We start from the raw sequence: 13,980 nt of genomic DNA on the forward strand, positions 1-13,980 counted from the left end.
AAAAATTACTACCATCCTTCTAGTTACAAATACAACTTAAATTATATATTATTCAGCATTTTTTGCAACAAAAAATAGAAAATATTGTAGAAAAATGTTTGAAAAATAAACGAGGAAACCAATTTTTGGCATAAAAAAAGCACACGCCTTTATTCATCAAAATTCAGGCGTGTTGCATAATTATTCATGCTTATAAATTGTGTGTATAAATATAGATTTTCTTCGGCATATTTCAGTGAAATTCTGTATAATTAATTCAAAATTATTATCATTTTTTTCTTTCGCGCTATTTCGCGTATTTTTTCGCTAAAATTCTTCCGAGATGAACTCCGCTGGCTGATGCCTGGGATAAAGAGTGCGTAACGCCGGATCCATCACCCAACGCAAACAATCCTTTCACCTTGGTTTCCAAATTGGCATCCACTTCTACTCGTGAATTGTAGAACTTTACTTCAACGCCATATAACAAGGTATCTTCATTGGCTGTCCCCGGTGCGATTTTATCCAATGCATAAATCATCTCGATAATATTATCCAGTTGTCTCTTTGGAATAACAAGGCTTAAATCCCCAGGCGTAGCTTTTAACGTCGGTCTGGTAAAGCATTTTCCCATACGTCTGTCACTGCTTCTTCTTCCTTTTACTAAATCACCAAAACGCTGCAGCAGAACACCGCCCCCAAGCATGTTCGAAAGTCTCGCTATGGATTCACCGTATTCGTTGCTGTCCTTGAACGGCTCCGTAAATTTATTGGATACCAGCAATGCAAAATTCGTATTTTCGGTTCTGAGACTAGGGTCTGCATAGCTATGGCCATTTACGGTTACGATGCCGTTTGTGTTTTCCGCTACCACTTCGCCGTACGGATTCATGCAGAAAGTACGAACCATATCATTGTATTTATCGGTTTTGTAAACAATCTTGCTTTCATATACCTCATCGGTAATATGTTTAAAAATTTCTCCCGGCAATTCGACACGAACACCGATATCCACCCTGTTCTTTTCGAGAGCGATGCCCATCTGGTCACAAACGCTTGAAATCCATTTTGAGCCGGAACGCCCCGTCGCGAGCACTAAATCATTACATACATATTCTCCGCCTTTATTAGTTTTAACAATGAAAGTGCCGTCTTCATTGCGAGTTACTTCATAAATGGTTGAATAAAACTCCGTATCAATCCTTGAAGTCGTATGGTTAAAAATCCGTTCAAGGATCTGAACGTTCCTGTCAGTTCCCAAATGTCTTACCTTTGCATCCAGTAAATGCAAATTATTTCGAAGTGCTGTCGTCTTCAGCTCAGAATTGGCAGTTGAATATAGTTTTGCATCCGCTCCGCCAAAACTGCAAAGAACCTCGTCCACATATTCCATCAAATCTAAAGCTTCTTCCTGACCGATGTATTTGTGTAAATCGCCGCCAAATTGCGTTGTAATATTATACTTTCCATCTGATAAAGTACCTGCCCCGCCGTATCCATTCATAATATGACACGGTTCGCACTTAATGCAGTTGTTTACTTTTCCTAATTTAATGGGGCAGACTCTCTTTTCTAAAGGGGCCCCTTTATCTACCATCAATATTTTTGCTTTATTATCTAACTTGGCAAGCTCGTAGGATAAAAATACCCCGCTCGCACCAGCTCCTGCAATTATAATGTCATATTTTTTCATATTTCCCTCCAAACACTTGGACTTTTGCCCATACAAAGTTACTATATCTTATTTTATCTAAAAACACAATCCCTTTTCCTGTCGGCTTTTATGCTATAATAGAATTAAAATAATTCACATTTGAAGAGAGGAATTTATGAAATGAATACCAAAGATGTTGTAATTGCTGTTTGTTTCTTGCTAGCCGCATGTTTATGCATATTTGAACTCCTTGCCGGAGGCTTTACATCTTATTACATGAGCGGTGCTGTACTATTTACTTTTGTGAGCTTTTTATTTTATAAAAAAGCAAATAGCAGAAAGTAATACCTAAAATTGCTTTAATACAGTACAACAATAAAAAAGTAAATCAAAATCACTAACAAGATATTGACAATACTTAATAATAGGTATATTCTAATACCAAGACGGAATTTAGTTAAAACAATTTTAATTGTTCTAACTTGGATGCATTTGTTTTATCAACTTATTGTTATCCTTAGGGATTCCCCTAAATAAATAAAAAATCAGCAAAACAAAAAACAGGAGGTTTTACCCTTCTGTTTTTTGTTTCTATAAATCAACCTTCCATTAACGCAAGCAGATCATCAAGAGTTTTCTTCCCGAAGGAAAGCTTATCATCGTTTATCACAATGGCAGGCACGCTCATAATAGCATATTGATTTTTAAAATCAGGGAACCGTGATACGTCGATCATTTCCGCTTCAATCAGCGGATTTTTAAGCGCCATCAGCTGTGACAAGGCCACTACATCAGGGCACAAAGTACAGGAAAGGGATACGCCGATTTTCAGGTTGACCTTCTTCTTCACTGTCTGAATCTTTTCCAGCGTCTCTGCTCCTATTGTTTGGCCCGGTCCTGCAGCGTTGTAAAGCGCCAGTATGAACGAGTTTATCTCATGTCCTCCGGGAATGCCGTGGAACTGAACACCGGTGTAGCTTCCATCCGAATCAAGAATAGCAAAGGCCGGGAACAGCGTGACATGAACCTCTTTTTCCTTTTCCGGATTCTCGCCTTTATTCAGATATTGAATCTGTACTTTATCCGACAATGAAGCAAACTCTGATAAGAACGATTTGAGTTCCTCATTGAATTCACTGGTTTCATCTAAAAATGTCAGAAGGCTGATCCGTTTTTCGAACCGCTCCAGAATAGGCACAAGCTGCTCCTTCAATTCTTCATCAAAGAAAGTCTCACTCCGCAGAACACTCACTTCTTGCTCTTCATCAGACAGGCCAAGCCGCTCTTTCTTCTGTGCAAGATACTTTTCCGCACAAGTTGCCGCAATGGCCCCGTCTGACACAGCCGTAACAAGCTGACGAAGCGCCTTCGGACGAATGTCTCCCGCTGCATATACGCCGTCTACATTGGTACTCATATCCGCATCTGTAAGGATGTATCCCTTTTCATCAAGCCGAAGCTGTTGTGCATATTCGGCACTCTGAGGGATATACCCCACAAACACGAAAAGGCCAAAGGTCGTATTGCTCTCAGGCACATCATAGCGCCAGGACTCTCCGGTTTTCTTGTCAATAAACGTTGCATACCGGGGAACCGTATCTCCTCCTACCTCCAGGATTTCGGTATTGAACTTTACCTCAATCTTCGGATGTGCCAGCACTTTTTCGGCAATTGTTTTCGAGCAGGAAAATTGCGCTCCCCTTGCAATAACTGTTACTTTTCTGGCATAACGAGTCAGGAAAATCGCCTCTTCCGCCGCAGCGAATCCGGCCCCGATGACGAAAACATCCATTCCGGAGAAAAATTCGCCATCGCAGGTAGCACAATATCCGATGCCGCGGCCTTTAAACTCTTCTTCCCCGATAAAACCCAATTTTCTCGGCACAGAGCCGGTAGCAACGATGACGGCCAGTGCCTCATATTCACCCTCAACCGTTCGGATTTTTTTAATGTCTTGGGTAAAATCTACCGATTCCACTACCGTCCGAAGAAACTTTACACCGAAATTTTCCGCCTGTCGGCGCATGGTCTGGCTAAGTTCCTCCCCCGAAATGCGAGGAATACCCGGATAGTTCTCCACCTCCGACGTGATTCTGATCTGCCCGCCGGGCTCGTCTCTTTCAATCAGGAGAGTTTTCAATTTGGAACGCCCCGCATAAATGCCTGCGGTCATTCCCGCGCTGCCGGAACCGATGATTATCAGATCGTATAGTTCGTTCATAAGAATCACAGCTTTCCAACCAAATCCAAGCTAGGTTTAAGCGTTTCTGCTCCCGGACGCCATTTTGCAGGGCACACTTCATCTCCGTGGGCTGCGACAAACTGAGCAGCCTGAAGCTTGCGCAACAGTTCGGAGGCTTCACGTCCGATGCTGTTAGAGTTCACTTCATAAGCTACGATCTTCGCCTCCGGGTTTACAACAAAGCTGCCGCGCAGAGCCATTCCCTCTTCTTCAATATACACCTCAAAATCCTTCGCAAGCTTGCCGTTGGGATCAGCCAGCATAGGGTACTTGATTTTTTTAATAGTATCGGAAGCGTCATGCCACGCTTTGTGTACGAAATGGCTGTCTGTAGATACAGAATATACCTCGCAGCCGATTTTTTTGAACTCTTCGTATTGATCCGCTAGATCTCCCAGTTCAGTAGGGCACACAAAAGTGAAGTCTGCCGGATAGAACACGAAAACGGACCATTTCCCCTGAATATCTTCCTTGGATACATCCTTAAACCCTTCTTCTACAAAGGCTTTTACCTTAAAATCATTTACTTCTTTTCCAATAAGTGACATAATAATACCTCCTTTAAATTTGTTTTATTTTGATCGACAAAATTGCCGCATCATACTTGAAAATCCCAATTTACAGCTGGGCAGCGGATTGACATTCAGCACAAATTCCACTAAATATCATGATGCGCTTCTCTACCTTAATCCCCGTACAATCTTCTACCGCACGGTCGATCTGTTCAATCAGTGAAGCCATGGTTGCTTGATCGGTATCGCAAATCTTACCGCAGCAGCTGCAAGCAATGTGATAATGCTCATAAGAATTCGGGTCAAAACGATCCGGTTCCCCTGAGAAGGAAATTCTCAGTATTTCACCGTCATCTGCCATCTGACTCAAATTGCGGTATACGGTGCCGAGACTGATCTGCGGATAAGCTCTCCTGATCTCTTCATATATTTCCGTCGCAGTCGGATGATCCAACCGCGCAAGAGTCTCTCCAATCATTTGCTTTTGTACAGTATGTCGCCTACTCATTTCTTCACCAATCCTTATCGTTATTAGTAATTGTTATTATTATCATATAAAACTTTCAATTTGTCAATCTCTTATTAAAAATATTTGAAAATTTATTTTGCTCACAAATTTAGCAATTATTTAGCTAGGTAAAAGTGATCATAAAAAAGGGTAATAAAAAAAGCCTCTGCGAGGCGTTTTTAGCTTACATTCGTTCGCATTTCAGCGGTAGCCTTTTATGATACTCCGTCATATCGCAAGCGATATTTCTTACGTAATAAAAAAGGACGGCATAACCGTCCCTATTTTCATTATTCAGCTTATCGGCGTTCTTTAAGCTTGTTCTGCCGTGATCTTATCAAATTCAGCAACAACTTTTTCAAATTCTGCATCGTCATCAATATCCACTAATTCGAATTCTTCTTCGCCAATTTCTTTATATCCATAGATGTAGACATCATCTGTTTCATCATCCGGAATAAGAGCAATATATTCTTTTCCTTCAAATTCAAAAACTCCCATGATTTCACATTCAACTTCTACGCCGTCATCAAACTCTAAAGTTAGAAAATCTGCATCATCATGTCCTTCACAACCACAGCCGCAGCCGCACTTTTCTTTGTCTGACATATTAAATTCCTCCATACTTTTAATCAAAATACAACTAATGAGTACAAAGCTTTATCCACACTCTATATCTTCGTTCAATAGTGCATTTGTAAGCCTTTTCGCCATTACGATAGCTGCCTTTCACCGCTGCTCAGAATTGTGTGAAATTTACCTATATTTAGTAATTAGCGATTTCATTATATCATACAAGCCACGTCGCAGTATGATTTAATGAACACTTCCTTGCGGCAACGCCGTATCTCAATAATCGTGTTCATTATATCACTATAATTTACCTTTATCAATGAAAATATTCCCGAATATTCTTGGCAACTTGTTCCGTTATGCCAGAAATCGCACAAAGCTCTTCCGTCGTTGCATTTTTAATCTTTTCTATGCTGCCAAAATGTGCCAGTAAAGCATTCCTTCGTTGGGCGCCGATACCTCGGATTTCGTCTAAAGCAGAGCCTTGCATCTTCTTGTCTCTCAGCCCTCGATGATAATCAATCGCAAAGCGATGGACTTCCTCCTGAATCGCTCCCGTATATTTATACAATAAAGGATTTTCTTTCAATAAAACTTCTTCATACTCCGACTTGCCCTTCGGCTTGAAGATGAGTGCACGGGACCGATGTTTATCATCTTTCGCCATTCCCACGACACTGATCTGGCATTTCATCGCGGCCAGAATCTGCTCCACCGCAGAGACTTGCCCTTTTCCTCCATCGATGAACAACAAATCAGGCATTGTTTTAAAGGCCGGATCCCCTTCCATCGCCCTCTTAAAACGCCGATAGATGACCTCCTGCATACTGCCGTAATCGTTCGGCCCTTCCACCGTTCGAATTTTAAAGCGCCTATATTCTTTTTTATTGGGCTTTAATCCTTCAAACACCACCATCGCTCCAACAGAATCCACCCCATTCGTATTGGATATGTCATAAGCCTCTACCCGATAATCTTTCCAGCTTTGAACGCTTGTATTTCCTCCTGCTGATAAAGGATTTTCTTGGCCGCTGCCTAAAACAGTCAAATAGGATTCACCCTGTATTTTTACAATCAGATCAGAAAGCGCCTGTGATAAGGCACTTTTTCTCGCTAACTGATTATTTACCTTTTCATCGATGGTTTTTAACATTTCGATCGAGTCATGCTGCGCCAATTTCAGCAAATCCCGCTTATCTCCGCGCTGCGGTACGGTAATTTTCACCTGCCTCCCAGCCAGTTCTCCTAAAAACACCTCTATGAGTTCTTTTTCCTGTAAAGGCTGTTCTACTAATATTTCATGCGGTATATTTGGATTTTCACTGTAGTGCTGCTTGATAAATTCGCCGACCAATTCCGCTTTATCGTCCGTCCCCTCCATCTCAAAATTCTCTCGTCCCGACAGCTTTCCGTTTCGAACATAAAACAGTATGGCATACGATTTCTGTCCGCTGGATATGGCTAATACAATATCTAAGTCTTTTAGTCCCAGCATAACAACGTGTTGCTTTTCTGTAATCGATTTAGCTGCTTCAATGTAGTCTCTGTATTCTGCGGCTTTTTCAAAGTGAAGAAGTTCGGATTCTCGAATCATCCGTTCCGTCAACTCCGATATCAGTGGCTTGGTTTTCCCGTTTAAAAATTCGATCGCTTGATTGACGTTCTCCAGATAACGTCCCCGATCTGCATTGCCTGCGCAAATTCCCTGACATTGATGAATATGATAATTCAAACAAGTCTTTGCATCTTCGGGAAATCTTCGTGCGGAGCATCGTTTAAACGCAAATATATTATTCAGAAAATCAATCATCTGATTGACGGCTCCAACGTCCGTATAAGGTCCAAAATATTTGCCCCCGTCCTTCTCTATCCTTCTTGTTTTTATCAGTCTGGGGAACTCTTCATTCAACGTGATTTTTATATAAGGGTACGTTTTATCATCTCGTAAAAGGACATTGTACTTCGGCATATAGCGTTTAATCAGCGTACATTCCAAAATTAATGCTTCCATCTCCGTTTGTGTCGTAATATACTCAAACTCCTCAATATGACTGACCATTGCCCGCACTTTCGCCGGCATATTTTTAGGCGACTGAAAATATTGGCGCACTCGGTTTTTCAGTGAGATTGCTTTCCCCACATAAATAACCTGCCCCAATTTATCCTTATGAATATAAACTCCCGGAGAGTCCGGGAGTTTTTTTAGATTTTCCTTTATGTCAAACATATTTGTATTTCTCCAAATAGCTTTCCTTAACGATCCATATATTTACTTCTTTTATAATATACTTGATTCATCTCGCGTTCCATCGCAATTTTAATGGCACGCTCGGTTCTTCGTTTTTTCCTGCGCTGAATGTTGTTATAACGTATTGTCATCAACGAGGCGACCGCTGCTGCTGCCACCGTGCTCAACGCAACCATTATCACATAAGGTTTGCCCACCTTTCCGCTTGACATGCTGAGTGCTGAAAGCAATCCGCCCTTTTCAACCGCATCAGCGGCAACCACATCCACCGAACTCATCAAAGTACTTCCTTTAAAGAAATCGACCGTCCCGACTTTTTGACCTTTCTTGACAGGAGCCGTCACTTTTTCATCCAGTTTCAAGACTTTCGTTAAGTCACTGCTCTTTTCATCAGAAGAAAGAGTCGCATACCCATCTGTTTTTGCTGCCAATCCGACTTCTTTCTCTTTGCCGTGGGTCACTTTTATCGATCCTAAATCTGCACCTTCTTTAATGGTTCTAATGGACTTATAATTCTCAAATCCCCAATCCAGAAGGGCTATACTGTCTCCAAATCGACCTTTATCGGTGGATTTCAGAACGACAGCGATCAATTCCGTACCATCGCGCTCTGCTCCGGCAACAAGGCAGCCTCCCGCCTTACTTGTATAACCGGTTTTGATGCCGATCACACCTTCATATTTTGCCGCCCGCAAGACTCCATTTGCGGAAACTTTTGTCTTTGTATCATACAATAATCGGTTTGTATTATAAAAATATCGGGTATCCTGCTTATTGGTTGCAGGAACCGTATGTTTATAGGTGCTTACAAACTGTCTGAACGTTTCGTTTTGCATGGCGCCCTTTGCAATCATAGCAAGGTCATAAGCTGTCGTCAAGTGTCCTTCGCAATGAAGCCCGTTTGGGTTTACAAAGTTTGTATTTTTTGCTCCTAATTCTTTCGCCTTTTCATTCATCATCACTGCAAAGTTATCTATCGAACCGCCCATTTCTTTTGCAAAGGCTACAGCCGAATCGTTTGCAGATTCCAAAAATAATGCATACAACAGATCGTTTACGGTAATCCGTTCTCCCTCCAGCAGGTATATCCTGCTCCCCTCGGTAAATGGCGTTTCCGCATCGATCGTAAGCACTTGATCGAGATCAAGATTTTCAATGGCTAATAAGCCCGTGATCATTTTAGTCGTACTAGCCGGCTCTTCCTGTTTATCCATTTCTTTATTATAAAGAACGGTGCCTGTCTTTGCATCAATTAAGACCCCTGTCTCTGCTACAATGTTTGGAACATCAGTGCTCGCAAAAACCATCGGGGTATTGACGGTCAACATCGAAAGAAGCACAATCACCGTAGTAAATATTTTTCTCATGCCACCCCTCAATATCCCTCTATTTTTTCTCAAAGAAATAGTCTGCCAGTTCATACCCACTGCCAAAGCTGTTACCCTTTTCCCCAGAGTCCTCATGGAATGCCTTTTCAAGATCCGCAGGCTGTTCATTCGTGCTGTCATAAAGTACATACGGCACCGGCGTTGATGAATGTGTTCTTATCGCGAGCGGCGTTCTATGATCAGGTACAATCAGTACTCTGAAAGGTTCTCCCGCTTCACGCAAATATCCTACAATTGGTTTTGCAATTTTCTCATCAATGCTTTCCAAACACTGAATTTTCCCAGGCTGATCTCCTTGATGTGCACATTCATCCGGTCCTTCCAAATGAACATACAAGAAGTCTTTCCCTTTCTTAAATTCTTCAATAGCCGCCTGTGCTTTCCCAGCAAAATTTGTATGTAAGGTTCCTGTTGCTCCCTCTACATCCACGGAATTCAAGCCTGCACAAATAGCGATTCCCTTAATTAAATCAACCGCAGAAATGGCTGTCCCTGTAATCTTATATTTATCATAGAAGGAAGATAAGCTAGGCTTTTTACCTTGACCCCATATCCAAATCGTATTTGCAGGGTTTAGTCCTCTTTCTACTCTTGCTTTATTGACAGGATGTTCTTTTAAGAATTCATAGCTTTCTTTCATCATTTTTGTGATAAACTCAGCGCCCTCACCTTTTGGCAGATGATCTCCTACGCGCTGAGTCAATACATCATGCGGAGGCGTCAATTGGTAGTCGGTAGAACCGTTTTTTACGATCATACAATGCCTGTAGCTCACACCGGTATAGAACTGAATGATGTCACTTCCAAACTTTTCATTAACAGCTTTAATCAAAATATCGGCTTCCTCTGTCGTGATGTCTCCTGAACTGTGGTCTGTAATAATTAGATCCTCATATTCCCCATCCCCCGTCACGGTAATGATATTGGTTCTGAACGCTACATCCGTATCGGACATATCAATTCCGATGCTGGCGGCTTCCAGTGGTGATCTGCCTGTTAAATAAATTGACGGATCATAGCCCATAACGGATAGATTTGCGGCGTCACTGCCCGGAGCAACCCCTTCAGGAATCGTCTGAACCATTCCTACCTCACCGCGTTCTGCGAGACTTTTAATAAATGGCATGTTTGCAACTTCAAGAGGAGTCTTTCCTCCAAGTGCTTCAATCTTATCATCTCCTGCGCCATCAGGAACTATAATTAAATATTTCATGTGTTCTCCATTCTAAAAAGCACGAGCCTATTGACGACTATAAGCACCATCAACAGGCCCAATATTTTCTTTTTATCTCATAATGCTCATCGAAAAAAACGTCTGCACATTATGCATTTTCAGCTTCAAATTTCTTCATAAATGCTACAAGCTTTTCTACGCCTTCCATCGGCATTGCGTTATAGATACTTGCTCTCATACCGCCGATAGAACGGTGTCCGCCGAGATTGATCAGCCCCTCTGCCTTTGCTTCTGCGATAAATTTCTTATCTAAATCCCCATTTCCTGTCACAAATACAACGTTCATCAGAGAACGGCTGTCTTCTTTTACAGGGCAACTATAAAGCTTGCTGGCGTCAACATAGTTATACAGCTTATCGGCTTTCTCAATATCAAGCTTATTTAATGGTTTAATTCCACCATTCTTTAGGATATTCTTAAATACTTCGCCTGCTACATAGATGGTAAAGCACGGAGGAGTATTATACATGGATTCATTGTCTGCATGGATCTTATAGTCCAGATAAATCGGTGTATCTGCAGGAGCAAATCCCAATAAATCTTCCCTGATGATGACAAGAGTCACACCGGAAGGTGCAATGTTCTTTTGAGCTCCGGCATAGATCAATCCAAACTTTGTCACATCCACTTCTTCCGATAGAATGCAAGAGGACATATCAGCAACTAGCGGAACGTCTCCTGTTTCAGGCACATACTCATAATGCGTCCCATAGATCGTGTTATTGAAGGTAATATGAACATAGTCCGCATCCGGTCTGAAATCTTCTTTATTTACCTTTGGAATATAAGAGAAGTTGGATTCAGCGGAGGAAGCCACGATTTTAATATCTCCAAATTTTTTCGCTTCTTCGGCAGCTTTCTTTGCCCACGTACCGGTTACAATATAATCGGCCTTCTTGGAGTTTCGCAGCAGGTTGATTGGAACCATTGAAAATTGAAGAGTTCCACCACCCTGAAGGAATAGTACCTTGTAATTGTCAGGAATGGACATCAATTCTCTAAGATTCTTTTCTGCATCATGTAGAATTGCTTCAAATTCCTTTGAACGGTGACTCATCTCCATAACGGACTGTCCGCTACCATTGTAATTTGTTAATTCCTTCGCTACGTCTTCAAGCACCTCTAATGGAAGCATGGACGGACCTGCTGAAAAGTTATAGACTCTGCCGTTATTGTTGCTCATTAAAAATTCACCTCTCTTAATTCTTTTCTTGATTTATTTTTGTTTATTGTCACTATTAAATAAGTAAAATATAGGTTTTTCAACCAAAAATTAAAACCATATTTATGTTTATATCAATAATAGGTACCATTATACCACTTTACCTCACCCTAGTAAAGTGGTATAATTACCATGTTTTATATTTTGTGAGGTTCTTGACAGCATGGTACGGCAGTTAAATTTGCGTTTAACGGATCAACTTTTAAAGCAAACTTAGGGCACGATGCTCTATTCACAGTATCAACACTATTTATTTTTAATACATTTTAACGAGGTGGATCAAATGTACAAAATTGCAACATTAAACAAAATTTCTCCAGTAGGACTTGGACGTCTTACAGACCAATATACTATTACTGATGACATTGCTTCAGCTAATGGCATTTTGGTAAGAAGCCACGATATGCTTACGATGGACTTCTCAGACAATCTTCTGGCTATCGCAAGAGCAGGGGCCGGCGTAAATAATATTCCCATTGACCGATGCGCTGAAAAAGGCATTGTCGTCTTCAACACACCCGGAGCAAATGCAAATGCAGTAAAAGAGCTTGTTCTTACAGGACTTCTCCTTGGCGCAAGAAATGTGCCGGATGCGTTAGGCTGGTGCTGCACACTAATCGGAACAGAAGAAGTGGGCAAGGCGGTTGAAAAGGGTAAGGCACAGTTCGCCGGAACAGAAATCCATGGCAAAACATTAGGCGTAATCGGCCTTGGTTCCATCGGTGTTCTAGTTGCCAATGCAGCTCAAAATCTAGGCATGCAGGTGATCGGATATGATCCCTACATGACACTTCAGGCAGCCCACAGTTTATCCAATGAGATTTCTGTCGTTACAGATTTAGGAGATTTGCTCCCTGAATGTGACTATATTACCATTCACGTTCCTGCCGTGGATTCCACAAAAGGCATTATCAATGCCGATTCCATCGCCAAAATGAAGAGCGGCGTTATTCTCCTTAATTTTTCCCGGGATAAGCTCGTAAACGATGCGGATATGCTCACTGCTCTTGATTCCGAAAAAGTAAGAAAATATATTACAGACTTTCCCAACGATAAGTTGATCGGACAAAAAGGCGTCGTTTGCATTCCTCACCTTGGCGCTTCCACCGAAGAGGCAGAAGATAATTGCGCCATGATGGCGGCCGATGAATTGATGGATTATATCGAAAACGGAAATATCAGAAATTCGGTAAACTTCCCTGCTTGCAGTTTAGGTAAAGTGACCGGAACAAGAATTTGTGTTTTAAATAAGAACGATTCTTCCGTATTAAACAGCATTACCGGAGCGATGTCCGAAATGAATCTAAACGTGACCAATATGGTAACAAAGAGCAAAGGAGATTTTGCTTGCGCACTTCTCGATGTAGACGGAACTGCAGATGAAGCCGTGGTAACTTCTAAGCTTTCAGCGGAAGGAATTATTAAGATCAGAGTCATTAAGAAGGCATAAAGATTTCAATTGAAATCTTCCTATTGAACAACAAAAGGCTGTTTCAAAGTTTGAAACAGCCCTTTATTTTAGTAAAACATTCTAATTTATTGCGTAACGGACTTCGTATCTGCCCATACTTTATTGCATAATATTCCTAATCCTAATGCCCAGGCTAAGAAATAGAACCACATCATGACCGCCACAACGGATGCCATGGAACCATATAGAATATCATAATTGGCGATATATCCCGTATACACCTTATAACCAAGCGTCACCGCCAACATACCGACGGAAGCGAATAAGCTCCCCGGTACGATGCTTCTGAAGCTCAATTTCGTGGAAGGAAGCACATAATAATTATAACTTACCATTAGGAAATAGAGTATCATGGTAACCGGATATCTTAAAACTAACCAAAAGACATCCACTTGATAGGTTACCCCTATCGTCGCTGCCAAAGTTTTTGCCATCACGCCGAGGATCAGTTCGCCATATACCAAAATGATCAACGCAAAGGTCAACGTAAACAGCGTCAGAACCATCGTTTTAACCGCCCGAATTCGTTCCTTAAAATATCCATTTCCCGTAGATTTGCCTCCGGTTAAGGTAAAATTGGTGATTCTCATCAAACAAAATTCTGCTCTTGAGGCTGCCCATAATGCAATGACAATCAATACGATATTCATTCCGCTCGTGGATTGATAAGACAACATCTCTAAGATCGCATCGGCAACATCACCCGAAACATATTGCTTGATAAAATCATCCAGCGTATCGAGAGAAATAGAAAATACCCCTAAAAGCTGTGAAAGGACGATGATAATGGGTACGATGGACATCAGAAAATAGAAGGCTACCTGTGCGGCAAAGCCTTGATAATACGGATTCTTGAATTGCTTGATTCCAAGCATCACCATTTTTATGAGTCTCTTTTTTGTCATTATTTTTAATCTACCTTCAATCCCCAATTATTCTCCTGTCTGAC

Annotated in this window: 11 protein-coding genes; 1 reads left to right on the forward strand and 10 read right to left on the reverse strand. The window is 41.4% G+C overall.

Features of this window, described 5'->3' with window-relative positions; genetic code table 11:
• Positions 1 to 286 precede the first annotated feature (286 nt).
• The 9 genes from JYB65_RS10410 to serC form a co-directional block, all read right to left on the reverse strand.
• Entirely contained in the window at positions 287 to 1,672 is a 1,386-nt protein-coding gene (locus JYB65_RS10410; RefSeq protein WP_206582611.1) for an NAD(P)/FAD-dependent oxidoreductase, read from the reverse strand.
• Between the two features lie 559 nt (positions 1,673 to 2,231).
• Complete coding sequence (locus JYB65_RS10415; protein WP_206582612.1) at positions 2,232 to 3,854, reverse strand: FAD-dependent oxidoreductase; 1,623 nt, start codon at positions 3,852 to 3,854, stop codon at positions 2,232 to 2,234.
• Positions 3,855 to 3,859: 5 nt separating this feature from the next.
• Positions 3,860 to 4,423 (reverse strand): alkyl hydroperoxide reductase subunit C, encoded by a 564-nt coding sequence (gene ahpC, locus JYB65_RS10420; protein ID WP_206582613.1) that lies wholly within the window; start codon positions 4,421 to 4,423, stop codon positions 3,860 to 3,862.
• Positions 4,424 to 4,493: 70 nt separating this feature from the next.
• Positions 4,494 to 4,895 carry a Fur family transcriptional regulator gene (locus tag JYB65_RS10425; protein ID WP_206582614.1) on the reverse strand — a complete coding sequence of 134 codons (402 nt, stop codon included), beginning with the start codon at positions 4,893 to 4,895 and terminating at the stop codon, positions 4,494 to 4,496.
• Between the two features lie 312 nt (positions 4,896 to 5,207).
• The gene (locus tag JYB65_RS10430) at positions 5,208 to 5,504 is read right to left on the reverse strand and encodes a DUF1292 domain-containing protein (protein WP_206582615.1); all 297 of its coding nucleotides are present in this window, start codon (positions 5,502 to 5,504) and stop codon (positions 5,208 to 5,210) included.
• Between the two features lie 280 nt (positions 5,505 to 5,784).
• Positions 5,785 to 7,695, reverse strand: coding sequence for an excinuclease ABC subunit UvrC (gene uvrC, locus JYB65_RS10435; protein WP_206582616.1), 1,911 nt, complete (start codon positions 7,693 to 7,695; stop codon positions 5,785 to 5,787).
• Between the two features lie 26 nt (positions 7,696 to 7,721).
• The gene (locus tag JYB65_RS10440) at positions 7,722 to 9,083 is read right to left on the reverse strand and encodes a D-alanyl-D-alanine carboxypeptidase family protein (RefSeq protein ID WP_206582617.1); all 1,362 of its coding nucleotides are present in this window, start codon (positions 9,081 to 9,083) and stop codon (positions 7,722 to 7,724) included.
• A gap of 19 nt (positions 9,084 to 9,102) precedes the next feature.
• Positions 9,103 to 10,317, reverse strand: coding sequence for a cofactor-independent phosphoglycerate mutase (locus JYB65_RS10445; RefSeq protein ID WP_206582618.1), 1,215 nt, complete (start codon positions 10,315 to 10,317; stop codon positions 9,103 to 9,105).
• Positions 10,318 to 10,426: 109 nt separating this feature from the next.
• Positions 10,427 to 11,521: a 3-phosphoserine/phosphohydroxythreonine transaminase gene (gene serC, locus JYB65_RS10450; protein ID WP_206582619.1), complete on the reverse strand. Its 1,095-nt coding sequence runs from the start codon at positions 11,519 to 11,521 to the stop codon at positions 10,427 to 10,429.
• A 322-nt stretch (positions 11,522 to 11,843) separates the two neighbouring features.
• On the opposite strand from serC, the gene JYB65_RS10455 reads away from it, so the two are divergent.
• Entirely contained in the window at positions 11,844 to 13,010 is a 1,167-nt protein-coding gene (locus JYB65_RS10455; protein ID WP_206582620.1) for a 3-phosphoglycerate dehydrogenase family protein, read from the forward strand.
• A gap of 86 nt (positions 13,011 to 13,096) precedes the next feature.
• Here JYB65_RS10455 and JYB65_RS10460 read toward each other — a convergent pair whose 3' ends face one another.
• On the reverse strand, positions 13,097 to 13,936 hold the full coding sequence (locus JYB65_RS10460) for a YihY/virulence factor BrkB family protein (protein WP_206582621.1): 840 nt from the start codon (positions 13,934 to 13,936) through the stop codon (positions 13,097 to 13,099).
• Between the last annotated feature and the right edge of the window lie 44 nt (positions 13,937 to 13,980).

This window comes from Clostridium aminobutyricum (assembly GCF_017255415.1).
GTDB classification, from domain to species: Bacteria; Bacillota; Clostridia; order Peptostreptococcales; family Anaerovoracaceae; genus Aminipila; species Aminipila aminobutyrica.